The sequence below is a fragment of the Bradyrhizobium sp. 4 genome, from assembly GCF_023100905.1.
Classification (GTDB): domain Bacteria; phylum Pseudomonadota; class Alphaproteobacteria; order Rhizobiales; family Xanthobacteraceae; genus Bradyrhizobium.
Genome location: NZ_CP064686.1, coordinates 4,887,762 through 4,911,884 on the forward strand (window position 1 = coordinate 4,887,762; position 24,123 = coordinate 4,911,884).

Annotated in this window: 31 protein-coding genes; 10 read left to right on the plus strand and 21 right to left on the minus strand. The window is 62.3% G+C overall.

The annotated features are described in order from the left end of the window. Positions 1-27 precede the first annotated feature (27 nt). On the plus strand, positions 28-198 hold the full coding sequence (locus tag IVB45_RS23210; protein ID WP_247362094.1) for a hypothetical protein: 171 nt from the start codon (positions 28-30) through the stop codon (positions 196-198). A 144-nt stretch (positions 199-342) separates the two neighbouring features. Beyond that, complete coding sequence (locus IVB45_RS23215; RefSeq protein ID WP_247362097.1) at positions 343-816, plus strand: hypothetical protein; 474 nt, start codon at positions 343-345, stop codon at positions 814-816. Positions 817-860: 44 nt separating this feature from the next. Here IVB45_RS23215 and IVB45_RS23220 read toward each other — a convergent pair whose 3' ends face one another. The 15 genes from IVB45_RS23220 to IVB45_RS23285 form a co-directional block, all read right to left on the minus strand. Beyond that, positions 861-2,600 (minus strand): hypothetical protein, encoded by a 1,740-nt coding sequence (locus IVB45_RS23220; RefSeq protein ID WP_247362099.1) that lies wholly within the window; start codon positions 2,598-2,600, stop codon positions 861-863. Positions 2,601-2,777: 177 nt separating this feature from the next. Next, entirely contained in the window at positions 2,778-3,062 is a 285-nt protein-coding gene (locus tag IVB45_RS23225; RefSeq protein WP_247362102.1) for a hypothetical protein, read from the minus strand. Beyond that, positions 3,059-3,748, minus strand: coding sequence for a hypothetical protein (locus IVB45_RS23230; protein ID WP_247362104.1), 690 nt, complete (start codon positions 3,746-3,748; stop codon positions 3,059-3,061). The genes IVB45_RS23225 and IVB45_RS23230 overlap by 4 nt, the downstream gene beginning before the upstream one ends. Beyond that, on the minus strand, positions 3,745-5,202 hold the full coding sequence (locus IVB45_RS23235) for a hypothetical protein (protein WP_247362106.1): 1,458 nt from the start codon (positions 5,200-5,202) through the stop codon (positions 3,745-3,747). The genes IVB45_RS23230 and IVB45_RS23235 overlap by 4 nt, the downstream gene beginning before the upstream one ends. Beyond that, positions 5,199-5,450: a hypothetical protein gene (locus IVB45_RS23240; protein ID WP_247362108.1), complete on the minus strand. Its 252-nt coding sequence runs from the start codon at positions 5,448-5,450 to the stop codon at positions 5,199-5,201. The genes IVB45_RS23235 and IVB45_RS23240 overlap by 4 nt, the downstream gene beginning before the upstream one ends. Beyond that, positions 5,447-5,578 (minus strand): hypothetical protein, encoded by a 132-nt coding sequence (locus tag IVB45_RS38940; RefSeq protein ID WP_256469446.1) that lies wholly within the window; start codon positions 5,576-5,578, stop codon positions 5,447-5,449. Before IVB45_RS38940 ends, IVB45_RS23240 begins: the two co-directional genes overlap by 4 nt. After that, positions 5,575-6,000: a hypothetical protein gene (locus tag IVB45_RS23245; RefSeq protein ID WP_247362110.1), complete on the minus strand. Its 426-nt coding sequence runs from the start codon at positions 5,998-6,000 to the stop codon at positions 5,575-5,577. Before IVB45_RS23245 ends, IVB45_RS38940 begins: the two co-directional genes overlap by 4 nt. A 449-nt stretch (positions 6,001-6,449) precedes the next feature. Next, positions 6,450-7,850, minus strand: coding sequence for an AAA family ATPase (locus IVB45_RS23250; RefSeq protein ID WP_247362112.1), 1,401 nt, complete (start codon positions 7,848-7,850; stop codon positions 6,450-6,452). Positions 7,851-8,053: 203 nt separating this feature from the next. Beyond that, positions 8,054-8,260 carry a DNA-binding protein gene (locus IVB45_RS23255; protein WP_247362114.1) on the minus strand — a complete coding sequence of 69 codons (207 nt, stop codon included), beginning with the start codon at positions 8,258-8,260 and terminating at the stop codon, positions 8,054-8,056. 248 nt (positions 8,261-8,508) lie between these two features. Then, a complete protein-coding gene (locus IVB45_RS23260; RefSeq protein WP_247362116.1) occupies positions 8,509-9,753 on the minus strand; it encodes a site-specific integrase in 1,245 nt (414 codons plus the stop codon). A gap of 289 nt (positions 9,754-10,042) precedes the next feature. After that, positions 10,043-10,270, minus strand: a complete 228-nt coding sequence (locus IVB45_RS23265) for a hypothetical protein (RefSeq protein WP_027568432.1) — start codon at positions 10,268-10,270, stop codon at positions 10,043-10,045. A 3-nt stretch (positions 10,271-10,273) separates the two neighbouring features. After that, entirely contained in the window at positions 10,274-11,005 is a 732-nt protein-coding gene (locus IVB45_RS23270; protein ID WP_247362120.1) for a Crp/Fnr family transcriptional regulator, read from the minus strand. Between the two features lie 177 nt (positions 11,006-11,182). After that, positions 11,183-11,596: a GFA family protein gene (locus IVB45_RS23275; protein WP_247362123.1), complete on the minus strand. Its 414-nt coding sequence runs from the start codon at positions 11,594-11,596 to the stop codon at positions 11,183-11,185. Positions 11,597-11,655: 59 nt separating this feature from the next. Beyond that, positions 11,656-12,339: a class I SAM-dependent methyltransferase gene (locus tag IVB45_RS23280; RefSeq protein WP_247362126.1), complete on the minus strand. Its 684-nt coding sequence runs from the start codon at positions 12,337-12,339 to the stop codon at positions 11,656-11,658. A gap of 256 nt (positions 12,340-12,595) precedes the next feature. Beyond that, positions 12,596-14,293 (minus strand): HAMP domain-containing methyl-accepting chemotaxis protein, encoded by a 1,698-nt coding sequence (locus IVB45_RS23285; protein ID WP_247362130.1) that lies wholly within the window; start codon positions 14,291-14,293, stop codon positions 12,596-12,598. A gap of 239 nt (positions 14,294-14,532) precedes the next feature. On the opposite strand from IVB45_RS23285, the gene IVB45_RS23290 reads away from it, so the two are divergent. Beyond that, complete coding sequence (locus IVB45_RS23290; RefSeq protein ID WP_027568437.1) at positions 14,533-14,712, plus strand: hypothetical protein; 180 nt, start codon at positions 14,533-14,535, stop codon at positions 14,710-14,712. A gap of 3 nt (positions 14,713-14,715) precedes the next feature. On the opposite strand, the gene IVB45_RS23295 is transcribed toward IVB45_RS23290, so the two are convergent. Next, a complete protein-coding gene (locus IVB45_RS23295) occupies positions 14,716-14,880 on the minus strand; it encodes a hypothetical protein (RefSeq protein WP_197031174.1) in 165 nt (54 codons plus the stop codon). Between the two features lie 102 nt (positions 14,881-14,982). Between IVB45_RS23295 and IVB45_RS23300 the strand changes: the two genes are divergently transcribed. Both IVB45_RS23300 and IVB45_RS23305 read left to right on the plus strand, forming a co-directional pair. Continuing rightward, positions 14,983-15,348: a hypothetical protein gene (locus tag IVB45_RS23300; protein WP_247362133.1), complete on the plus strand. Its 366-nt coding sequence runs from the start codon at positions 14,983-14,985 to the stop codon at positions 15,346-15,348. Between the two features lie 302 nt (positions 15,349-15,650). Further along, the gene (locus IVB45_RS23305; RefSeq protein ID WP_247362136.1) at positions 15,651-15,905 is read left to right on the plus strand and encodes a hypothetical protein; all 255 of its coding nucleotides are present in this window, start codon (positions 15,651-15,653) and stop codon (positions 15,903-15,905) included. Positions 15,906-15,944: 39 nt separating this feature from the next. Here the strand turns inward: IVB45_RS23305 and IVB45_RS39095 are convergent, their stop codons facing one another. From IVB45_RS39095 to IVB45_RS23320, 3 genes are all read right to left on the minus strand, one after another. Continuing rightward, positions 15,945-16,187: a hypothetical protein gene (locus IVB45_RS39095; RefSeq protein ID WP_018455389.1), complete on the minus strand. Its 243-nt coding sequence runs from the start codon at positions 16,185-16,187 to the stop codon at positions 15,945-15,947. 249 nt (positions 16,188-16,436) lie between these two features. Further along, positions 16,437-17,144 (minus strand): outer membrane protein, encoded by a 708-nt coding sequence (locus tag IVB45_RS23315; RefSeq protein WP_247287101.1) that lies wholly within the window; start codon positions 17,142-17,144, stop codon positions 16,437-16,439. 290 nt (positions 17,145-17,434) lie between these two features. After that, a complete protein-coding gene (locus tag IVB45_RS23320; protein ID WP_035961651.1) occupies positions 17,435-17,830 on the minus strand; it encodes a hypothetical protein in 396 nt (131 codons plus the stop codon). 100 nt (positions 17,831-17,930) lie between these two features. Between IVB45_RS23320 and IVB45_RS23325 the strand changes: the two genes are divergently transcribed. Next, positions 17,931-18,146, plus strand: coding sequence for a hypothetical protein (locus IVB45_RS23325; protein ID WP_247362141.1), 216 nt, complete (start codon positions 17,931-17,933; stop codon positions 18,144-18,146). Positions 18,147-18,218: 72 nt separating this feature from the next. Here the strand turns inward: IVB45_RS23325 and IVB45_RS23330 are convergent, their stop codons facing one another. Then, on the minus strand, positions 18,219-18,602 hold the full coding sequence (locus IVB45_RS23330; RefSeq protein WP_247362144.1) for a hypothetical protein: 384 nt from the start codon (positions 18,600-18,602) through the stop codon (positions 18,219-18,221). Positions 18,603-18,854: 252 nt separating this feature from the next. On the opposite strand from IVB45_RS23330, the gene IVB45_RS23335 reads away from it, so the two are divergent. After that, positions 18,855-19,397: a tetratricopeptide repeat protein gene (locus IVB45_RS23335; RefSeq protein ID WP_027568442.1), complete on the plus strand. Its 543-nt coding sequence runs from the start codon at positions 18,855-18,857 to the stop codon at positions 19,395-19,397. A gap of 108 nt (positions 19,398-19,505) precedes the next feature. Next, complete coding sequence (locus IVB45_RS23340) at positions 19,506-20,894, plus strand: serine hydrolase domain-containing protein (protein ID WP_247362147.1); 1,389 nt, start codon at positions 19,506-19,508, stop codon at positions 20,892-20,894. On the opposite strand, the gene IVB45_RS23345 is transcribed toward IVB45_RS23340, so the two are convergent. Beyond that, complete coding sequence (locus IVB45_RS23345) at positions 20,881-22,446, minus strand: peptidase S10 (protein WP_247362150.1); 1,566 nt, start codon at positions 22,444-22,446, stop codon at positions 20,881-20,883. The two genes, IVB45_RS23340 and IVB45_RS23345, sit on opposite strands and share 14 nt — an antisense overlap. A gap of 254 nt (positions 22,447-22,700) precedes the next feature. Between IVB45_RS23345 and IVB45_RS23350 the strand changes: the two genes are divergently transcribed. Together IVB45_RS23350 and IVB45_RS23355 are read left to right on the plus strand one after the other, a co-directional pair. Beyond that, positions 22,701-23,480, plus strand: a complete 780-nt coding sequence (locus tag IVB45_RS23350) for an NAD kinase (RefSeq protein WP_007602648.1) — start codon at positions 22,701-22,703, stop codon at positions 23,478-23,480. Positions 23,481-23,568: 88 nt separating this feature from the next. After that, positions 23,569-24,114: a response regulator gene (locus tag IVB45_RS23355; RefSeq protein WP_027567831.1), complete on the plus strand. Its 546-nt coding sequence runs from the start codon at positions 23,569-23,571 to the stop codon at positions 24,112-24,114. The last annotated feature ends 9 nt before the right edge of the window (positions 24,115-24,123 follow it).

Below are 24,123 nucleotides of genomic sequence, written 5' to 3' on the forward strand. Positions count from 1 at the left end.
TTTATGGCGAAGCGGGGGGTGGAGAGTATGGCTAACATTATTGGCTTACTATTAGGCTTGGGTGCTTTCGCAGGCTGGTGCCAGCATCTGTACACCTGCTTTAACGAGAAGCTTTGGGGCTTCCTGATTGCCGGGGCCCTCTTCTTTCCGGTGGCGGTGATACACGGCTGGGGAATCTGGCTCGGCTGGTGGCATTAGCGACCGTCCCATCATGAACCGCATCAACCAAACGGGGCGGTTTACGCTGATAGCAATGGCCGCCCTGATAATGGCGGCGATCATCGCATACCGGCACTGATCCAGGCAGAATTGCGCAGTACAACACGCGGGGGACAACCGTAAATGGTCATTGCTGAAACAATCAGTGGACTGGGGGCGCTCAAGACCGCTCTAGACATGACTAGGGCCCTCAAAGATATCAACGACGCGACCATTCGCAACTCGGTCGCGATCGATCTTCAAGAGAAGATCTTATCGGCCCGCGAGGCACAGACGGCGCTGCTGGAGCGAATAAGCGAGCTGGAAAAACAGGTGGCTCAGTTTGAAAAATGGGATGCTGAGAAGGAGAATTATCAGCTTACCGCCATCTACGCAGACACCTTGGCCTATGCGCGCAAGTCTGATGCTATCGGAGCCGTTCCGCTCCATTACATCTGTGCAAATTGCTATGAGGATCGAAAGAAGAGAATTTTGCAGCGAGCCGATGCAGCGCATCTCATGTGTCCAGATTGCAAAATCCGATTGAGGTTCGATTCTGAAGAGGCGAAGCAATTCAACCGTCCGAATTTTCGCCCACGCTCTGATGGTTGGACTTAATAACCACCCAACCCTGATCATCTCCACCCGCCGCTCTCGCTCAGTCAGTTGATTGCGCGTGAGCCGGTCCAGTTCGAGCCCACGGCCCCGAGGCATCTCATCACCGTCGTGGAACTGACGTTCGCAGTGTTGTCTACGTTACCGGTGACGACGCTGTTGAAGGACGCGCGCGAGGTGCGGTCCAAACTCAGCGAGCCACCGATAATACCTGTCCAATAGATATCATCGTTAGGCGCGTTAGCGCTTCCTGCACAGTTGAGAGTATAGCCAGAGGCCGTTGATCCGCCCGTAGGGTCCGAGTAAACGTTCGAGGCAAAGCAATGCTGCACGCTTAACAGAAGCACAGAGTACTGAGCGGCCCCGAAAAAATGGCAATTTTCGAAGAAAGCGCTGCGATAGCTCTTGCCGCCGGTCCCACCGACACCACCAGTGTTGTTCGTTCCGTTGATGTTCAAGCTGTTAGCGACGCCATTGCCGCATGACACATAGAAATTTCGCACGCGCAAAATTCCGATGTTTGCAGCGTTGTTCGGCAAAATGGCCGAGAGACCGGAGCCACCCGATGCGCTGCTCCCCGCCGCGATCTGAATATCTGTGATCGTGGCACCCCACGCACCGAGAGAAATGACGCCCTTGTTTGCGTTCACTTCGACATATCGCTTGTAGAGAATCGTCGGCTGACCGCCCCCCTGGCACCCGCTTATTTCAATGATGAACGTCGGCGACGTGATCGCCGAATCAAGAGCCCACTGACCTGATGGTATGGTCATGTTGGTGTGTTTCAGATTGCAATAGGCCATGCAGAGATTGATCGCTGCCGCGCTGTCCGGATCGGTGTCGAGGTTTGACACCACCGGCACGGCGCCGAATTGACGAACGCTGACGCGAGATCCTGTCAATTCCCAATAGGCACCGTCTGCCGAATGAATATAGCCGGCATGCGCGGGAAGGCTTCCGACGCGCTTGTAGATAGCATTCGTCGCGATGCTGCCGCCCCCATCGCCAGCGGCAAAATAACCGGCCGTGATGATGTAAGTCGCAGTGGAGGGAATGGTCGCCGCCGCTGCAAGCGCATAAGTTTCATAGAAGACCCGCTCGGCCTTCGCTGTAATTGCCTGGGCGGTACGTAGTGGCGTCATGAGAACGTCGCTCAGTGCCCCTGCCTCTGCCTCGGCCTGCGAGGCGAGAGTCGACGTGACGTACTGCGACGTGCGCAGCGGCGTCATCAGAACGACGTTCTGCGCTCCGGCCTCGGCCTCCGACTGCGTTGCGATCGGATAGCTATTCGGGGGAAACGTAACGTCAGAGGTGTTTTCAAGCCCGGAATCGTCTGCCTTCCACTTAAGATATTTCCCAGCTTCGGGATCTGGCAGCGTCAGTCCGGTGAAGGTGGACGACTCCGGTAAGGTAAGCGCCCGACCAAGCCTATCCTTGAGGCGCTGGCAAAGCGTCGTAAGCTTATCGAGTGCACCCTCATGGCTCTTGGCAGCGAACGGATCGTTGTTGTTGTACGAAGCGGTCTGTGTGGCCGGGGGATCACGATAAATCGTGACCCTGTATCCGCTTGCCGGCGCCGTCACAAATGTGCAAGCGCCTCCCGTGCTAACGGTTGCGCCTGTGAGGGTGTAGTCGCTGCCGAGAACCTGAAGCGTCGAGAAATTGGTCGGGCTCAGCTGATTGACGACGATATCAACATTGGCCTGAAAATAGAACGGGATCGGGAACACGGTGGTGGACCCGTCTCCGTTGTAGCTGATCCGAGATAGTTGTGATGCGATGGTCAAACTGATGTGCTCCTATAGTCCCGAATGTGCGCGAATTGTTTGCGCGCCGGCTTCTGCGGCTTGGGCTTCATTGCCTCCTCCACGCGCTGCAACTCCGCAGCGACAGCGGCGCTCAGCCTCGCCGCTCTCGCTTCTATCTTCCCACCTTCGCCTGGTATGCGGATGCGATGCCCCATATCAGCGCCGCTCCAGCTTGGAGACGACGACCGACTTCCCGCCCTTGAGCGTCACAGAGCGCACCACGAGCGTGGCCGCCTCGGGGACGCCCTCAGCGTTCGCCGTGATCTCAATCCGGTCGTTCCGCCGGAGGTTCTCGCCAACCGCCTCGAAATATCCGGGGCTCTCCAGAATGTCGTCGATGGTGTGAGTGGTTTTGTAGAAGAACGTATTCCAGGGCATGGCCTGGATCGCGAGCGAGAAGCCGTAAATGTCTACAGCCACGAGATCATGAATATCGCTCACGCTGTGCGCCCCCCATGGCCAATTGCGGGGCCGGTGCCGTGGATCATTTCCTGAAGCTGCTGGATGCGGGATTGGACAGCACGGTCCCGATAGCCCTCAGTGCCAGGTGGAGTTTTCTTGTAAATTGAATCAAGCTCCCGCTGGGCCGCGCTGTTGCCGCTCGGAAGGGGTTGGCGGGGTTCATCGAACTGCGAACGCCTGCTGCTCACTGTGTTGTCTGCGTAGGTGTGGGCCTTCTGCCGGCCAAGCTCAGACAGGATCTTCAACACCGCAGGATCGTTTCCGAGCCCGCTGGCATCGACCTTGGCGATCAAGTCCGGCCGGTTCTTCGCAACGTCCTCAAACGCCGCTTTGGCGTAGGCGAGATTTTCCTTGAAATCGGCCGAGGTGTGGCCGCCCCATTCCTGCACGAGCGAAGCGCCCTCCGGCCCAATCTCGCTGAGCTTGCTGGCCGCGTTCGAGATCATAGCGGTTTCGGCCGCTGCCTGGTCGGCCGCTACGTTTGGCCGCGCGTTGTCTCGTAGCGCTTCAGCCGCCAAGTGGTTCTTCAACCAGGGCTGCACGTCGGCGGGCGGCGTGCCAGTCACCTCATCAGGGATCGGCTGAGAAAGCTCTTGCGCGCGCTGCATGTCACCGGCCATCCAGGCTTCGGCCGCCGGGCTGGTTGTTTCGGCTGTATCGCTCAATGTCGTACTCCGTAAGTGATAGGGTTGAATTTCGAGGCTGACTCGTGGGCAACGGCTCCGCCCGGGCCGCCCCGCCGCCTCTTAGTCGTGGTCGCAAGGACGAGCGCCCCGGCGGCCGCATTTGCAACGTCGTCATGCGCACCGGGCGCATGGTCGATGGCATCCTTGCCGCCGCGCGTGGCGCGCCGCTCAAGCAGCGCGAGCTGTGTGATAAGACGGTCATTGTCGAGGAGATCGGCCGCCCGCGAGTTAATCAAAGGCAATAGAGCCACGTAGAGATCCGATCGCGAACGATCCGCAATCTCGTAGTGAACCCCGAACCTTCGAAAACTCTCGAGCGGCCAGTCCCCCCCGAAGCGGTCCCCGACTACCCGAGACACCCGGTAGGACCGCAGTAAGTCACAGAACTCTTGAACGATGGCCTCCGGTGAGAACGGCGGCCGCACCTCGCGGATAGCGTCCAGGATGACCGTGGCGCTTTCGTCCGCGCCTTCCTTGTGCGCAATCGCGAGCGTCATCGAGTCCTTGCCGGAGCCGCCTGCAACGTCGGTGAACGCGACGTAATGATTGGTTCGCTCCGGCTTTCGCTCCATCACGCCATTTGCGACGCAGGCGCGCACCGCTTCAATGGGGATGTAGCTGGAGATGTCGTTGCGGAATTCCGCCATCCACTCCGCACTCGCCACGGCCGGGTCATCGCGCATCGCGTCCGCAATGATCTCTGGGTCGAGCGTCGGATTGAGAACCGTCGAAGGTGCCTTGATCACCAGCACCTTGCTATCCTTGCCGAAATGCTCCTCGTATTTCTTGTACAGAAGCCCCGACTTTCGATAGGGCGAGGAGATGCCGATAATGATTGAATTCGGCAGCGTAGCCGTTCCCGGCTTGATGGCGTCGTAGGTTTCCACATCGGGGGAAGCGGAGCTGTCGTCGCGATAGAACGCACACTCATCGAGCACGGCAGCCAGCACAGGCCGACCGCGCAGGCTGCGGAAGCTGTTGGTCGCGATCGTCACGTCAACGCGGTTGTTGAGCTCCAGTCCGCTGGCCGTCTCGCGCTGCACGAGACCGGCGAGCAAGGGGATGTCCTGGAAGTAGGATTGAGTGTAGCCAAAGATAATCTTGGCCTGGTCGCGGTCGGTCGCGAGACACAGCACCACCGGGCGCTCGCCGGGGCGCAGCTTGGAAGCGCCGTCGAACATGGCGGCGAGATGGGCCACGAGCACGGATGCAACGCTGTCCTTGCCGGCGCGACGACCGGCAACGATCCAGACTTCTTTGACGGGCTCGGTCGGCGGATCGCGCTCGGCAATGGAGTGGAAGAAGACTTTCTCCCCCTCGGTCATCGGGATGGCGAAGATAGCCTTCAGCACGACCTTCCACGGATTCCAGCTCTCGCCGGGGAACCACGGCGCATACAGGTGCGGATCGTCGATGGCGTCGATGATGTTCAAGCGTTGAGCGCTTTCCTGAGCGTGTTGGCGCTGAGCATGGCGCGGCCGTCCTCGAACCGAACGACGAGCGCCGTGTCATCCCTCACGCCATCTTCGATGAGGCGACGCGCCGATGCCTTGAGCGGATCTCGGCCAATAGCGAGCAAACGCCCGCATGCCGTAAGACGCATGTGATACGAGCCCTCGAACGCGGGATCGTGGTGAGCCATCACAACGATGGCCTCGCTCGGATTGCGGTCGATGCTCACTTGGTTTTCACCTGCGGCTTCCCGCTCTCACGATGGGTGCTGCCGGCACCAGCAGCACTGGGCTTGCCGCCCTCGCGGCCGGGAATGAGATAGTTGGGGTTAGCTGGCGTGGATGACGACTTGCTCATAGTGACTCCTGTGAGGCGCTAGGAAGCCCGCTGGTGCGTTCAGCTTGCGCGGGCTCATTGGTGAGGGGTGACGACGCAAACGAATCCTTGGCGCGCTCTGTGGCCCTCAAGGCCACGTAGGACGCGAGGGACGGAGTGACATCGCGGGCGACCCGCTGAATGCCTAAATCGGATAGCAAGCGACGCATGGCGTTGGAGGCGGTGGTGTACTCGGCGATGTTGACACCGCCGCCCGCGAGGTATCGTGCCTCACTCTGCTCAAGCACCACGCACAGCTGAGCCGCGCGGCGCGCGATGGCGTCTTGCGCGGCGCTCGGAGCGCCCCCGATGTCGCCCACGAACTGCTGATAGAGATCCTTGTAACGACGCACGGGCGCCGTGCGCGCGTCGAGGCCGGCAAGCAGCGCGCTTCCGTTGGTCACGCGGCTGCGAGTTTTTGACGGAGGCTTTTCGAGGTGGCTTCGATCACACATCAAGTTTGCTACCCCAATGGATACCCGAGCGCGGCAAATCATTCATAAAGCCCAATGTAAACAGTGGTTTCATTGGTGTAAAGCACCTGACTGTATATCAGATGCTATCACTATCTAACGCGATGAAAGTATTTTTGCAGAGAGCGACCAATCGACACCGCCGCTGCGTCGCGCGAGAAAAAAACGCGGCGCGCTTGCGGAAGTGCAGCGAGGATCGCCGACCGGCTTTGCGCCCCAACCATCGAACGGCAGTGAGAACCGGCCGGCGTCCAGCTCTTCATAGGGCTAGGCGTCGAGCCCGCCCCAAGCGGGCGTTCAGACGCCCATGGGGGTTATAGGGGGAGAGTGTGGCTAGGTGTCTGAAGGCCGTCTGAAGGGTCGTCTGAAGGCGTCTGAAGCTACTCGGCATACGCGCTCAACCGAGTAGTCTGGCGTGACGCGGGTCCGATTGTCTCGATGCGGATCTTCCTGGAGCTAAGCAATCGTTCCATGGCTCGCGTGAAAGCGCGCTTCGTGACACCGTCTGCGTCGCTGTGTCGAGCGAACACGGCCGGCGCATACGACGTGGACGGCTTTGGGCTCACATTCATGCCGTGCTGCTCATGCCAGCGAAGAAGCGACATGAAGACCAACTCGGCCCGCATGTCACGGTCGGCGGTCTGGAGCCCCTGCCTATCGGGCTGCCGCTCAAAGACACCATCGGCCCACTTCAACCGAATCGGCTGGCCCTTCTGAGCGTAGTTCGCTTTCTTGACCGAGAGCTCGCGCAGAGTCTCGTCGGGCTCTGCAAGCCGGGTCTTCTCGCCTGCGTCACTCACCAGAATGCGTTCGAGATACAACCGAGACCGGACGCTATTTGACCAGCCCGTGTTGCCTGATGATCCAGAGCCCGAAGCCATGCCAGACAGGCTGGGATGTGCCAGAACAACGGGCGTAGTGCGATGCCGGATCGCCAAGCCTCGCAGCAACCCAATGAACTGCCGAGCTTGTGCGCGCTGGTTCTCATCGCCCCCAAAGAGATCGGCGAGGGTGTCGAGCACGATCAGGCCCGGCTTGATGTCCCCGACAACCTGATCAAGCGCTTTCCATAAGCCTGTGGTTTCGATCATGTTCGATCGCCCATTGGGCGCGGCTAACACCGCATCCTCGCCGGCCAGCGGCATCACGCTCAAATCGTCGAGGTCGGCGAATGTCGCCCCGTATGAGTGCGTAATGCGAGAGAACCGGCGGTGGAGCTCGTCCTCGTCGTCTTCCGCCGAGAAGTAGACAACCCGCCCTTGCGGGATCTCATCGAACCCGACCCAGGGCTTCCCGAGCGCAGTAGCAATCGCCAGCTGCTGTGCCAGGAGGCTCTTGCCCGTTGCGCCATCGCCGCCGAGCAGCGTCACGGTGTGCGCGGGAATGAGGCCAGGCACGTGCCACAGAGGATCTGGGACAGGTTCACCGTCCCATATAGAAGCGGGGAAAAGCTTCAACCGGTCTCGCGCAAACTCCAGCTCGGTTGCGGCAGCATCCCCCAGCCCGGCCTTGATGATCTCGTCGATCTCGGCCGGTCCATAGTGATCCACCAGCCCCAGGTTAAAGGCATGGGCGAACAAGCTGTCTTCTATGTCGGAATCCTGCGGCAGCAAGCCCTCGCGCTGCATTTCGACGAAACGCCCCGCCCACATCCGCAACAGCTTCGCTGTGGTGTCTGGGTCGTGCCCCCGAAGCTGCCGATAAAGGAACGAGTATTCGTAGCGCGCCTCTGCAGCCGTGAGGTCGGCAACACTCGTCTGGTTTTTGATCTTTAAGGTCATCGCGCCACCCCATAAGCGAGCTGGGCCATGGTCGTGGCGGTGGCGTATGTCAGCGCATAGAGTCGGCACAATCGGCGCGCTTGAATTAGCGTCGTGTCACGTGTATCTAAGTGAACGAGCCTGCCGCCAAGCTGCTCGAAATTTGAAGCCGGTTCACCGAACAACGCGGTGGCCGGCTTCGCCGTATCTGAGGTCGGCATGGTTCATGCCGCCTCGTGCTTGGATGCACGAGCGCTGTCATATGCTTCGAGCGCATGCAGTCGCCAAAACCGCCGGCCCCGAATGTATTCCGGCTGGGGGAAAGCAAGCTCCGGGTCGCGCAACCAGCGAAATAGCGTCATGTCGCTAATATCGCCGTAGCGAGTCCGAACCTGCGTGCTTTTCAGATAGATGTCGTCGGGAGAGTACATGGGTCATCCACGGTTGGCGCACCACGCGATGGTGGGCGCGAATTCGTGAATGACTTCGCCGGGTAGCTCGGTGGTGGCTTCTTCGAGATCAGAGCCGTTGCTCTATCGACCTCACTGCCTACCGCCCAGGGCCGGGAAACATCCTATGTGAACACTCCGCAAGGGCCATTGAACAACGGCTCGCCGGGTAGCTCTTGGAGTGCACGTTCAATGTAGGTGCTTCGTGATAACGTGTCAAGACTTGGTGGCTAGGCGCGGATGGGCACCACATTGGTGGTGGTTTGCCCATCGATCACCCCGGCGACATATCGCCCCCATGCATCGAGTGCCGCTCGCTTCTCATCGGCGAAAGAGTGCCGCTGATAAATCCCCACAATGCCACGGAAGCTGCCAGAGGAATGGTTCAGCACCTTCTCAATGACCGGAAGGTTTATCCCAAGGCGGGCCATGCCGGACGCCAACGTGCGCCGCAGGTCATGGAACGTCCAATCAGTGACGCCCGACTGCTCGTCAATGGTTGCCTTGGTTTTTGAAAACCCGCTGATCGGCGAGTCTCCAGTGGTGGTGAAAAGCATATCGGTCCCAGCGACCTTGGGAACGCTCCTGATGACCTTGATGGCTTGGGCGCTCAATGGCACCTCGTGGCCCTTGTCGTTCTTCACGCGCCCCCTGGGCAGCGTCCAAAGCTTCTTCTCTAGGTCGAGCTCGGACCACGCCATGCCAGCCACCTCATTCAACCGCTGTCCGGTCAGGGCGAGAAGTTGAACGAACGGTCCGAAGGGCCATTCAAGTTCGCCGGCCGCAACCCATACGCTTTTAAGTTCGTCGTCGGTCAGGATGCGGTCTCGCGATACCTCGGCGCTCGGACGCTCTACCCGGTCGCACGGATTGGCCTTAAGCGCGTAGCGGGTTTCCGCCCAGCCGAACATTTTGCGGAGCGCTGCAAACACGCGGTTGGCAGCGATCGGCGATCCCCGGTCAACGATACCGTCAAGGTGCCGGTTGATGTCCGCCCGGGTGAGATCGGCGATCTTCCGATGGCCCCATTTCTTCACAGCACCATCCTTGTGCGCCACGAAAGTCGCCGGGTCGTCAGACGGATTGGTGGGATCGGGGATGAGGCCGATCAATCGAGCGGTCTCCTTCCACCCCCGGTTCTTGGGCTTTGCATATCGCTGAAGGAACTGCACAGCGACGGTGGCGAAGTCGTCCGCAGCGGTAGAGGCCACCATGTGCTCCGTCGCGGGATCGGCTCCGCCCTGCACCCTCACATGCTCCGCCGCCGCGCGTGCACGCGCATGAGCTAGGTCAGTCGACGGATAACCGCCGATTGTCAGCTTGCGGGACTTGCCGGCGAAGCGATAGCGGAAGGCCCAGCTCTTGGCGCCGGAGGGCTGAATGACGAGGTACAGCCCGCCAGCATCATGGATCTCAATTCGCTTGTTCGGATCGGGCCGCTTCTTCAATACCGCCGCGTCGGTGAGCTTTGCCATGTTGCGTCCTCGGGTAGCTGCCGGGGTAGCCACAAAGCGCCGTTATGCTCTGTTACCCCGTGCGGGTAACAATGCGTAACAAAGGCCTTTTTGTAAAGGGAAACGCTGCTTTTATGGGGATCAAACGTGATCCAAAGTAACCCTTAGAGAGGTAAGATTGACTGTTTTGTAAACCGAAGGTCGGGGGTTCAATCCCCTCAGCCGGCACCACCGATTTAGCCGACACCGCGGCCTTATAGATCGGGGCACTCCTCAGTCGGACGACGGCTACAATCGATTTCCAAGGCAATCACGTCAGAGTTTTCCGAGCGACCGTTACACTCAACTCGAGCAGCGGGTGCTTCTCGTTCCTGACTGTAATGAGGACCTGCGCCCCCTTTGCCGATGCGACGTCTCTGGCAATCGAGGTCGCCATTGCGATCGCCTCTTTTTCGGCGGCTTCCGGGCCGGGCAAATCCACCCCATCCTCGTCGACCGCAGCGAAAAAGTCGTCCTTGATGTCGAAGTAGAACTTCATGGCTCAGAGCGACGGATTGAGATGCAGATAAAGCACGTCGAAGTCTGCTATTTCGCGCAACCTGGCTTCGTCAAGGATCGATATTCTTCCCCGCTCCAGGTCCAACACGCGCTGAGCACGCAACTGCTGAACGACGCGATTCATGTGAACCACACTGGTGCCGACGGCGTCGGCGAGGAGTGCCTGAGAGGCCGGAAAATCGAAGGACAAGCCGTCCGCTCGGCCGATCGCCTTCAATCTGGTGTAAAGCTCAAGCACGAGATGCGCCACGCGGCTTGTGGCTTCGCGTTGACCAACGTTGCAAATCCACTCCCGGAAGACCGCGGCGTCGGTCAGTGTATCGCGCCAAAGCGCTTCGGCCACGTTGGGCCGCTTTCTTATAAGTGAGCGCACCGCTGCATGCGGAATGAAGCCGAGAACGCTATCGCCAAGCGTGCTGACGTCATGGTCCATCACATGCAGAAAGAGCCCCTGCAGATCGGGAATGTCGCCGGGTTGGTGAAAGGCCATGATTTGGCGGTGGCCATTGCCGACGATCTTTGATCTCAGGATAAAGCCATCAACGACAAGGCAGCATGCGGAAGGTCGATCTCCGAGAGAAACGACCGGTTGACCACCAGCCATCCGCTTCACCGTGATTGGCAGATGACGGATAGCGACCTCGTCCTCTTCGTCAATTTCGGTGCTGACCCGCAACCGCGCCAAGAAAGGTTCGAAAATTTCCGCGTTATTCATCGTTAGCTCCGGTCGGCAAACGAGTTTTTGTCACGTTCGTTCCAACCCGGGATCGCCAGCTATTGTCTCACGCGAAGCAGAGGGACTGCCGCAAATTCCAACCTCGGCGGAACCAGACGGGAACGGCGTCAATTCATCTCGCCGCGAAGCCTTGGCGCGAAATTTGACGCGCAACTCTCACTTCGAATGCTTCGGTGCGCTGCTTTGCTGGAAGTGCTCAGCGCCTGATATCTCCACCCAGGCATGTTTCGACTGTTCGAAAACCGAGCGGATGGGTGCCGGGTAGTTCGGAACCGAGATCGCGCCCACGGCAACGCCGATCATCGCAGGCAGATTGTCCGCCTTCCAATAGACCGTCGAACCGCACGTGGGGCAAAAATAGCTGCGGACCTTGCCGCCACTTCCGGCTGTCCGGACGTACTCCTTCGACGTCCCTGAGATCGTGACGCCCTCCGCCGGATAGAACGCACCGACCCCGAACGGCGCGCCGGTCCGACGCTGGCAGTCAATGCAGTGGCAGGCGACCACGAGGCTGGAAGGTCCTGGAAGCGACAGCGCGAGAGCGCCGCAGCGGCATTGGGCATCGATCATCGGGATTCACTCCACTCTCGTTGGTCCTGTAGTTCGGATGGAGCGCAGTGCGATCCGGGCTACAATTGATCGAGCCGCCACAGCCCGAGGCTCTTGTCGCGCCAGCCGCCACCGCCCTCCTCGCAACGCTCGTTGATCAGCTCGCGCGGTGCCGGCCAGTCGAACGGCACCTTCTCCATGTTCAGTGCGCGCCAGTCCCCGTCCTCGCAATCTCGATTGCCGCCCCATTCGGGAAACGTCGTGACCAGCAGGAAATGCGCGCCGGTGGCGCGAAAGTTCGCGACGGCGCGAACGATGTTGTCGAAGCTCAAATGCACCAGGCAGTCCCGGCACAGAACGATATCCGCGCGCGGCAGTGCATCGCGCGTGATGTCGGCAACGAGAAACCGGCCTGACAACTCGCCGGCCGCGACGCGCTGGCGATTGGCTTCGATCAATGACGGCACGATGTCGATGCCGGTGTAGTCGAGATCCAGCTTCATGCGGCCGATCCAGCCCGCGTCCCCGCAGGGCGCGTCGAGCAGCGAGCGCGCGCCGAGCCGTTGCAACAGCGGAGGAAGCACCTCACGGATCGCGGCGGTCGCGTGATCCTCCGAGCCGAGGCCGGACACCGAGGTCGCCGCACCCCACAGGTTCGTCTTTTCGATGCGCTCGAACCGCGCGGCCAGATCGAGGCCCGCGAATTTATCGCGGTCGGCGACGAACCGCTCATGGGCGAGCACGGGTGGACGCTTGGAGATCATGGACGGGATGTGAATTCCGACGCAGCCACAGTATACAGGCAAAGCGAGCGGTCCGAAACGGTCCGTAAGCGAACCTGCTTACGTCATCGGTCGCGTCTCGCCCCATGCGCCCCACCACAGCCAAAGAGAAGGCCAGGATCGCCGCCGGCGCGGCGGCGGCCGTCGTCATGACGGCCGTGCTGTTCGCGATCGCAATGGGATTTCTGCTGGCGCTGTAATCGCTAACCGCGCGATCGACGAAAGCCGCCGCGCTGACTTAGGCGGTGCGCACCGTTCGGAGGAATTTTCCGACTTCGTCCTTCAGCCGGTTGCTGTCGGTCGCCAGCATCTTGGCGGTGGAAAGCACCTGCGAGGAGGCCGAGCCGGTCTCGGCCGCACCGCGCTGTACGTCGGCGATGTTGGTGGAGACCTGCTGGGTGCCGTGGGCGGCCTGCTGCACGTTGCGCGAGATCTCCTGGGTCGCGGCGCCCTGCTCCTCGACGGCTGCGGCAATGGTCGACGACACCTCCGAGAGCCGCTCGATCGTCGTGGAGATGTCGCGGATCGCGTTGACGGATTCCTGGGTCGCGGTCTGGATGCCGGAAATCTGCTGGCTGATCTCGCCGGTCGCCTTGGCCGTCTGCTCGGCCAGCGTCTTCACCTCGGCGGCGACGACCGCGAAGCCGCGGCCGGCCTCGCCGGCACGTGCCGCCTCGATCGTGGCGTTGAGCGCCAGGAGGTTGGTCTGGCCGGCAATGGTGTTGATCAGCTCGACGACGTCGCCGATGCGCGTCGCCGCAACCGAGAGCTCGCTGACGCGCACCGTCGTGGTGCGGGCCTGGGTGACGGCCTCGCCAGCCATCCGTGCGGATTCCTGCACCTGGCGGCTGATCTCGTTGACCGAGGAGGACAGCTCCTCCGTGGCGGTCGCAACCGACTGCACGTTGCTGGTGGCTTCACCCGAGGCGACCGCGACGACCGAGGTGAGCTCCTGCGCACGCTGCGCGGTGGTGGCCAACGTCGAGGACGACGCTTCGAGCTCGGTGGACGCCGAGCCTACTGTCTCGATGATCTCGCCGACCGCGCGCTCAAAGCCGTCGGCAAGGTTGACCATATCGCGCTTGCGCTGATCGGAGGCCTGCTTCTCCACTTCGACCTGCGAAGCCTTGAGGCGCTCGACCTCGATCCCGTTGGTTTTGAAGATTTCGACCGTCCTGGCCATGTCGCCGATCTCGTCGCGCCGGTCCGTCTCAGGCACCTCGGTCTTGAGATCGTTGCGGGCAAGGCCCTCCATGGCGAGCTTGAGGCGGGCAATCGGCCGTGACATCGCATTAAGGCCGATGAACAGCGCAATCGCGATCCCCAGGATCAGGCCGCCGGCGCTGACGCCGATCACGGTCCAGGTCGCGGATCTGGCATCGCGGTTGATGGCGTCCTTGCGCTTGGCGACCGCCTGTGCGGTCTCGCCCACGAACTGGGCAATGCGCCCCAGGGCCGCATCCATCACCGGGTCGCACTCCTTGTGCGCGCGTTCGGATGCCTTGGCGTTCTCTTCCGGGCTGCTTGCGAGTGAGCCTGCCTTCAGCACCGGATCGCAGCCGGCGAACACGGCTTTCAACTGGTCGCCGATGCTCTTGATCTGGCTCGCGCGCGCGGGATCGTCCTGCTCGGCTGCCTCGAGGTATTGGCGGATTTCATCGCGGTTCTGGGTCGCGGTCTTGAGACGGTTGGCGTTGCCCGCCTCCGTCGCCTCTGTGAAGACCGCATAGAGCGCGGCATGATAGGTCTCTGCGCGGCGCTGGGCTCGCGTCAGGTTGAGCGCTGAGGATTGTGCTGCGGAAAGCTCGGCGAAGCCGTCGACCGTTGCCGAGAGCTCGCGCGTGCCGAAGCCCGCGACGGCGACCATGGCAAAGCCCATCACGGCGACGATCAGCGCGACCTTCCACACGATTTTCAGATTGTTCAAAACGCTCATTGCAGCCGCCCCAGTGATTTTCTGCCGATGCATATTCCCAGCACCGTGCATTGGAACCAGCTGACGTTAAGATTTGATGTTCCGGGTAGTCTTACGGAAAACTAACTATTTGGGCTTCGGCCGTAAGCTTGGTGTAAGCTTCAGCCTATTCCGGGGTGTGAGCCGGGCTTAGAAGACCGGAACCGGTCGGTGACGTGGTCCGTTGTCGGTCCATGCGGATCAGGGAAGAAAACCGAAACATGTTTCTGCTGGCGACGGTGACGCTGTGCTGTAGCGCCTTGGCTGGAGCAATTGCGCTGTTCGAACCGGCTCCGGCAAAGCAGCAGGCCCAACGGGCAATGATCGATGTGACCGCTCCGACGCCGGTTCGGGTGGTCGGGGCTCCGTTCGAGCCCAACCTCAATCCGCGGGAGCGCTAGCCCTCACCCCGGCGAGACGTCGGCGCCCTCCTCGGGACGGCGTTTGGCGCGGGCCAACTCCTCAACGAACGCGATCACCTCCGCCCGTTTGTCGGGCGGCAGCGACAGGAACGCGCGGACGAGCCTCAAGCCCTCGGCTTCGGCTGAATGGTCTGCTTTGACATCCATTCCCCACTGTCGGGCGGCCGGGAAAAATATGCAATCCCCCACCCAACACCTTCTTGATTCGGCCGGCCAGCTTTGCTGGAATGACCCCGACAGGGGTGCACCATGAAGTGGATCACGGAACGCGACGCGCTGATCGCGCAGACAATGGCCTTCGTCCAATCGGTAACCGGCAAAAAGGATGACTTGCATCCACCGGAGATCCCGATGGCGACAGCGGCCGCGTCGGTGCAGATCGTCCCCGTCAACACCGTCGTCGAGAGCAAGCCACTTCCGCCCCAACCCTTGCCTCTCCCGCCGCAGCGCGCGGCGAGCCACGACGTCCGCACCGAGATGCAGGCCCGCATCGCCAATTTCCGCAAGCATCAGGAGCGGTTCGAGCGCGAGCGCGAGGAGTATTGCGCGGCCACCCTGACCAAACTGCGCGCCGCCATTTGGGACGCCTCCCCCCGGCCACCGGCTGAAAAGTAGAGCCGAGGCCTCCCGTCGCGGCTACAGCCAGGACCACACCAGCCAGAGATTGGCCGCGCAGGCGCCGAACAGGGCCAGCGTGAGGGGCAGCAGCATGTGCCCGCAAGAGGTTTTCAGGTCGGTCGTCATGGCCGAAAACATCCCCTGATTCCGCCAAATGAGTCCCGGGGATTCTTTTTTTCGGGATTCAGGACTCGTTAAGGACTCAGGCCCCGGCGACCCCTATCACGGCCGCGTGATCGACTCGCAATCGGAACCCCTCCCCCGCAAAGTCGTTAACGCGCTTTCCGGGAGCGGGAAGAATGCCCTACGCCCTGTTCTGCAACGACGCCCAGATCAGCAAGGCCTATCCTGATGAGTCCGACGTCTGGAGGCTCGCGCAGCGAAGTGGCCTCGTCGTGGATGTAACCGCGGATGACAACCGCCCCGGGCCACGCCGGGTGCTCGACAACGAATACGAGATCAAGCCGTGCCGGGCCGCACAGGGCGAGGACCCGGCCCGGAACAAGGCCGAGGCCGATCGCCAGGCGAGGATGGAGCTCGAGCTGAATTCCTAAGGACGGATCAAAGGTGGGAAGCCGGAGCTCAGGAAAAGCTCAGGGCGTCGCGGTCGCGAGCGAGGCCTGCTCGCCCGCCAGAGCCACGCAGGCCTTCCGGCGATGCAGCCCACGGATCGCGCCGGTGACCTTCAGCACCTTGCCGGAAGAGCACGAGGCATCCTTGACGAAGGCCACCTCGTAGGGTGCCAGCATCAGAGGCTCGGATTTGAGGATTGTTTGGGCAGCGCACGGCAAACTGACGAAGCACGAGAGCACCACAGCCGACACCAAGATACGCATGTCCGTCGTCCCACCAGCCCGGTAATTCTCATATAACGCGTTCCGGCGCGCGAGTTCCCTAAGCTGCAAAAATTATTTTTGCTTTACCCGAGCTCCATGACGCGCGTGAGAAGGCGCGCGCCAAAACGTTTGCCTGCAAATGACGCGCCAGATGGTTGACGCAATGCAAACAGAAGGCTGGCAACCAGGACCCGGCAAACGAAAAGCCGGCGGGAGCCGGCCTTTGTCAGATCGTGATGGTTGGTGGCGTCAGTAGCGCGAGGCTGCCGGACCGCCCCAGCCGAAGCGATAGTTCACGCCGACCTTGACGGTATGCTCGTCCTCCCGGCCGCGGACGCCCACGACGTCAGCCGGACCGGAGGTGATCGTCGTGCTGCCGAAGTTGTAGTACTGGTACTCGGCCTTGGCCGACCAGTTCGGCGCGAACATATATTCGAGGCCAGCGCCGACAGTGTAGCCGTCCTTGCTGTTCCCGGTCGCGGTGAAGGGCTGCGGCACGCCGGCGACATTCACGCCAAGACCGCCATTGCGCCAGGCATAACCGCCCTTGGCGTAAAGCAGCGCCGGTCCCCAGGTGTAGCCGATGCGACCGGTCACCGAGCCGAGCTGGTCGGTATTGGAGGTCACCTGCGTGCCCAGCGGGAACGTGGCACCGCCGTTGTTGGTCGGCAGCCAGGAATACTGCGCCTCGATACCCATGACCCAATTGGGCGCGAACTGGTAGTCGAAGCCGCCCTGGACACCGCCGAGGAAGCGCGCGTCGCTCGACTGGAAGCTGCTGTCGCCGGCAAAGGCGCCGCCGACATGGCCGCCGATGTAGAAGCCGGTCCAGTTGTAGATCACCTGCGGCGGCGTGTAGGCCGGAGCCTTGGTGTAGGTGCGCGCCTGCATGTCGGCTGCGGCAGCCGGCGCGGCCAGCGCAAGCAGGGCAACCGCACCCAGCAAAATCCTTTTCATGATCATCCCCGTTCTTTCAAATTCGACACTCAGGAAACAACGTGGCGTGAATTGGGTTGCTTCGCGGCGATGCCGGAACGTTGATCGTTCGTTACTGTGACGGAGCGGCAACAGCGCGATTTTGTTCCGTCCCGCAGGCTCATACCGACGGTTTTTTTCCGCTGGAAAACAGAACCTGCCGTAGCGATTAGTCGCAACGCAAAACCACTCCGTTCAAGGCTCCCCGAAATGTGATCCGGCAGCTCCGGTTGGCTCTGTCCTATCACCAAGCGATGAAGGTGGGCTTTGCGCTACCGCGTCATCTTTTCAAGTTCCGGAAAGGGTACGTAAACCGCGCCCGCGCACAGCTCGCTGGCGCGATCGACGACGCGGTCCGCCCGGCCGTTGACGAAAATCACGGCGCGTTCCCTCATGGCCTTGTAGGTGCCGTCGGTCTCGCGTGGGGTGAAGTGCAGGCAGCTGACGTAGAACTGCCGACCGCCGACCTCGCGCTGCACCGGCTCGGCCATGCTGGCGTCACGCACGCCGACGGGGTTGTTCAGATAGCTGCGCATCAAGGCCAGCGTGTCGCCGCGGAAATTATCCGGGAACGGTTGTGGACCTCCGGCCTGGGTCCCGTCCATCAGGGTCGGACGGTCACCGTCGCTGCCGAAGCATCCCGTGAGCGCCAGCGGCAGTGCCAGCATCAACGCCAAGCTCACTGCGCGTTCCGCTAGTCGCCGCACCGCTTACGCTCTCCGCTCGATCAGTCTCGGAGACGTTCCAGCCCCAAGGTTGCAATGATGCATGTCTACAGGTGTTTTGTCCGACGAGTCAAACGGCTTCGTAAAATCCGCAGATGAGCCACCGATCAAACCATTGATTTATCTACCACCGGCTACTGTGCATGGGGTTGTTTTCGAGGTTTTGTTTGCGGCCGCCAAACGTGGGACGTTGCTCGCGGGCTTCAGCATGGCCGTACCGGCCCGCCGCCAGCACCTCGAGCTTTCGCGCAAGGCGTGACGAACGGGCCGGGCCTGAATTCCTCACGCGGCGGCTGGGCAATGCTAGAACGCCGCCGCGCAGGATCAGTCGTTAGCTGCGCTTCTCCATCGTCGCCGGCTTGGTCACGTCCGGCTGCGTCGTCAGCGACTTCTTCGCTGAGAGATGCTTGTGGTGGTGGCGATGCGTGCGCACGGTCTTGTGCGCGTCCGGCGTGACCGCGGCGTTGGCGTTCATCGCCTTCGACTTGGCATCCACCTTGGCGTCGGCCTTGACGTCCGAAGCCTTGACATCCGAAGTCTTGGCATCGGCCTTGAGGCCGGCGTCGGGTTTCGCGGCGGTGGTGGACACCTTGGTCTGGGCCTGGTCCGCCTTGATCACCGGCGTGGTCGTGGTGGTCTTGCCGGTCTCGCCTGCGAAGGCCGGGGCTGCGATCACGGAAGCTGCAAGCAAGGCTGCGGAAATGGTCTTCAACATGGTTGGTCTCCTCTTGGAAGGATCTTGAGGCGGGCGCCCTCTCGCCAACCCTTTGATCGTAGGTTGGAGCCTAGGGGACGCGCACTGAACCCAATCTGAAGCCCGCCGCAGGCTCCCGTTCATCTGGATGACAAGTTTGTCATCTGCCCGCAGGGCGAATAGACCAGGATGCCGGGAATGTTTTTGCCTGATGGGTGTTCCGGTCTTTGGGCAATCGTGTAGGATCGCCACGTTCCATACGGGAGAACTTAGATGCGAAAACTCTCAACGCTTCTTGTGCCGGGACTTGTCGCCATGACATTGGCGGCCGGGCCGGCTCTGACCAGCGCCTATGCCGCAGGTGGCGACACCCCCTCGTCGCCGCCGGCCTCGGACACCTCGACCAAAAAGGGCAAGAAGAAGAGCTCCTCCGTCAACGATCCGAAATTCCTTGCTGCCTATCGCACCGCCTACACCACGATCTACGACAATCACGACTACACTGGCGCGATCGGCCAGCTGAAGTCGCTCAAGCGCGACGACGTCGCCGACGTCGCCAATCTGATCGGCTACTCCTATCGCAAGCTCGGCGACTACCAGTCGTCGAAGGTCTATTACGAGCTGGCGCTGAAGGACGATCCGAACCACGTCCGCACCTGGCAGTATTACGGCCTCTGGCAGCTCGAGCAGGGCAACCGCGAGCAGGCGCAGTATCACCTGAACAAGCTCGCCTCGCTCGCCGGCACCGACAGCTCCGAATATCGTTCGCTCGCCACCGCGCTCGACAAGCCGACCGGAGCGACTCTCGTCTATTAAGAACATCGCATCTCCGAATGGGACGAACGGGCACAACCTCAGGGTTGTGCCCGTTCTGCGTTCTCGGCTAGCTTTCCCACCAATCTTCCCCTCGCAAATCGGTGCGCAATGGACAATTGGCTGCGATCCGCAATCGAGTACATCGGCTCCTGGATCGAATTCCAGCACACCACAATCCAGCAGCCGGGCGTGATCGTCGCATTCGCCCATCGCGGCGAAATCGTCGCCGAGCACGCGTTCGGCCTCGCCAATCTCGACACCGGCGAGAAGCTCACCCCGCGCCACCGCTTCCGCATCGCCTCGCATTCGAAGAGCTTTACCTCGGCCGGCATCATGAAGCTGCGCGAGCAGCGCAAGCTCCGGCTCGACGATCCCATCGGCCAATATGTCGCCGGCCTGCATCCGCGCGTCGCCGGAACGACGATTGCGCAAGTGCTCTCGCACAGCGCAGGACTGACGCGCGACGGCGCCGATTCCGGCCAGTTCATCGACAGCCGTCCCTATCTCGACGCTAGCGAGCTGCTCGCGGAATTGAAGCTGCCGACCGCGATCGAGCCGGGCACACGCTTCAAATATTCCAACCACGGCTTTGGGCTGATCGGTCTCGTCATCGAAGCCGTGACCAAGGAGCCTTACCGCACCTGGATCAAGCGCGAGATCATCGAACCTGCGGACCTGCGCGAGACCGAGCCGGACGCGCCGCTTCCCAAGGGCGCATCGTTCGCGCGCGGCCACACCCGCAAGCTGCCGTATGGGGAGCGATGCGTGATCCCCGGCGACAATCCCGCGCACGCGATGGCCTCCGCCGCCGGCTTCATCGCGACCGCCGCCGATACCGCCCGCTTCTACGCACAGCTCGCGCCCAATGCGAAAAAGAGCATGCTATCGGTCGCGAGCCGCCGCGAGATGACGCGAAACCATTGGCGCGTGCCGCAAAGCTTCGAGGCCTATTACGGCCTCGGCGTCAACGCCGGCAAAACCGACGGCTGGGATTGGTTCGGCCATGGCGGCGGCTTTCAAGGTTACATCTCGCGGACCTGCTGCATCCCCGCTTGCGAACTCGCGATCAGCATCCTCAGCAACTCCATCGACGGCGCGGCGCCGTTCTGGATGGACGGCGCGATGCAGATCCTGCGCGTCTTCCAGACCCGTGGCGCACCCGACCGGCGCGTGCGCGACTGGACCGGTCGCTGGTGGACGATCTGGGGCGCGAACGACCTCGTGCCGCTCGGCAACCGCGTGCTGGTCGCCAATCCCCAGTTCAACAACCCGTTCATGGACGCCGCCGAGATCGAGGTCACCGGCCGCGACACCGGCAAGCTCGCCTGGGCCGCCGGCTACTCCAGCCATGGCGAGCCGGTGCGCCGCGTCCGCAACAAGCGTGGCAAGGTCAGCGACGTCTGGATCGCGGGCGCCAACATCAAGCCTGCGGCCGTCGTAGCCCGCGAGATCGCGCGGAGATACAAGCCGCGCAAGCGACGGCCTACTCCCGAATGAGCGTCTCGACCTCGCTCCGAAGCGCCTGTCGCGAGCCGTCGCGCGAATAGAACATGTGGCCGCCGGGATAGACCACGAACTTGACACGCTGTGTTGCGAAGGCCGGCAACTGGTCGAGCACCCGCTTCGATCCGAAATAGGGCGTGGCGAGATCGAACAGGCCGTGCGCGACCAGCACGTTCAGCTTCGCATCCGTGGCGAGGATCTGGCGCAGCTCGGAGACCGACTGCGGCGGGTTGATGCCGCGGCCGAAATCCCAGTGACCCTCGACGGCGCCGTTCAACACCTCGTAGGAGCCATCGGGCCGCCAATTGAGCTTGTGTGTCAACAGGTCAACCGCGGCACTCGTCAGCGGCGCCTGCAGCGCATCGCCGGAGGGATCACCGAACCGCGAGCTGCTCGAATCCGGATAGGGATCGAAGCCGCGGACCGAGCCATCGTAGCGTCCCGTGATCTTGCCGTTCTTGCGGTCGAATTCTCGGCGGAATTCGCCGACGTCGAAGCGGCCGGCAAGCCGGCGGCTCACCGCCTGGTCGATGCCGGTGAGCTCGGCGACCTTGTCGGCAAGACGATTGGTCGCCTCCTTGTCCGCCTCGCCCTTGACGAGGTCGGCCAGGAATTCGCCGCGCGCGTAAGCCTCGACGTCGGCGAGATCGGCGCGCTTGACCGGGCCTTTCGCCTCGCGCGTCACCGCGACATAGCTCGGCAGCGTCGCGACATATTGCAGGAGGCTGGTGCCGGTGAACTCGCGGAAGTCCAGGAGCGGCGACACCAGGATCAATCCCCTGACGCCGACGCCGTGCTGGAGCTGCAACTGGCGCACCACCTTCGGCCCGCGAATGCCGCCATAGCTTTCGCCGGCGACGTATTTCGGCGAGGTCAGCCGGTCGTGCTTCTCGAGCCAGCGGCGGATCACGAGCGCGATCGAATTGACGTCACCGTCAACGGAGTAGAACGATTTGCGCGCGTCATCGCCGGTCGCGACAAAGCGGCTATAGCCCGTGCTGACGGGGTCGATGAAGACGAGATCGGTGAAATCGAGCCAGGTCTCCGCGTTAGGCTTCACCTCGGGCGAGGCGGACGGCGACAGGGCTTCGCCATCGAGCGGCAGCCGCCACGGCCCCGCCGCGCCGAACTGGAGCCATGCCGAGGACGCACCGGGCCCGCCATTGAACAGGAACGTCACAGGGCGCGTGGCACGGTCGGCGCCGTCGAGCTCATAGGATGTATAGGCGATGTCGGCCAGCGGCTCGCCCTTGCCGTCGAACACGCGGATCGATCCGGCGGTCGCTGCGAAATTGAGGGTGCGGCCGGGAAGATCGATCGTCTGCTTCGTGGTCGAATCCGACGGAAGACGGTGCAGCTCGGCGGATGACGATGCATTCTGCGACGCGCTTTGTGCGCCGCCGCGCCCGCCCTTCTGTCCGGCCGCTGCCGCCGCCTCGGCGCGCGGCTGCGGCGGATCGTCGGCGCGCGCAAATCCTGCGAGCGCGAATGCCGACACCACCAGCACCAGGGTCGCGCGGCGGAGCGCCGGCATATTCGTGGCCATGATCGTTCTCCCTGCCCGGCGTCGACCGCCGGTGCGGACCGCAAGGCTAGCGCGGAATTGCGACGGTTTGGGGGATCATGGCTCCAGCGGCGCCTGAAGAGCCCGGTTGGGCACAAATCGAGCCGGTTTCGTCCTCAAATCGGAATGGGCAGTTGCCGGTCTGGTGTGAAGGGCGGTCATCCTCGACAATCGGGGTCGAGATCGTTAGACGAGCCCGGCGGAACTTTCTCCAGCCAGCGGCCCTGCCCGAAGCCATGACCAAGCCAGCGCGATACGACCGGATCGCCTTCGTCGCCAGCCCGAGCAGCGAGGCGCAAGCCGCCTTCGGCCAGCTCACCAGAGACTTCGGCAATTGCGATCCGAAGGACGCCGACATCGTGGTCGCGCTCGGCGGCGACGGGCTCATGCTCCAGACGCTGCATCAGCACATGCATACGGGCAAGCCGATCTACGGCATGCACCGCGGCACCGTCGGCTTCCTGATGAACGAGTACTCGACCGTCGATCTTCGGGCCCGTCTCGAGGCCGCGCAGGAATCCGAGATCCACCCGCTCCTGATGCGCGCGACCGACGCCAACGACCGCGTTCACCTGCATCACGCCATCAACGAGGTCGCCCTGTTCCGGCAGACCTACCAGGCCGCGCGCCTGCGGATCCTGATCGACGAGCGCGAGCGCATGTCCGAGCTGATCGCCGACGGCATCATGGTGGCAACGCCGGCCGGCTCGACCGCCTACAATCTGTCCGCCCAGGGACCGATCCTGCCGATCAACGCTGCGCTGCTGGCGCTGACACCGATCAGCGCCTTCCGCCCGCGACGCTGGCGCGGCGCGCTGCTACCGAACACGGCTTATGTCGTGATCGAGGTGCTGGAGGGCGACAAGCGCCCCGTGGCGGCGGTCGCCGACCACGACGAGGTGCGCGACGTCCGCCGCGTCGAGGTGCTGTCCGACAGGACCATCTCAATGCGCATGCTGTTCGACCCCGGTCACAGCCTGGAAGAGCGCATTCTGCGCGAACAGTTCGGTTCCTGAGCCGCCTCGCCGGACTGCCGATCGCAACCCTTCATTAACCCCCGGCGAGATATGGTTAACGAAAGTTGACCGCTCCGGCCCGGGCTCCATGTTCCGCATCGATTTCAACAAGCTGCGTTTCCTCGTCTGCGACGACAATCCGCACATGCGCCGCATCCTGCGGACGCTGCTGCATTCCTTTGGCGCGCGTGAAGTCTACGAGGCCGAGGACGGCGCCACGGCGCTGGAAATGTACAGCCATTACGTGCCCGACATCGTCATCACCGACTGGGCGATGCCGATCTTCGACGGGCTCGAGCTGGCGCAGATGATCCGGCAGCCGGAATCCAAGGGCAATCCCTACGCGCCGATCATCATGCTGACCGGCCATTCCGAGAAGCGCCGCGTCACGGTGGCGCGCGATGCCGGCGTCACCGAATTCCTGGCCAAACCGATCTCGGCCAAGGGGCTCTACCAGCGCATCCTCAACGTGGTCGCCAGCCCCCGTCCCTTCATCAAGACCAAGACCTATTTCGGCCCAGACCGGCGCCGCAACATCACCTCCGCCTATATGGGTCCCGAGCGCCGCGTCGGCGAAAAGCACGAGGTGCTGCAGCAGCCCTCGCTGCTCGACAAGGCCCGCTCCTCCATCTAGCGCAACGTC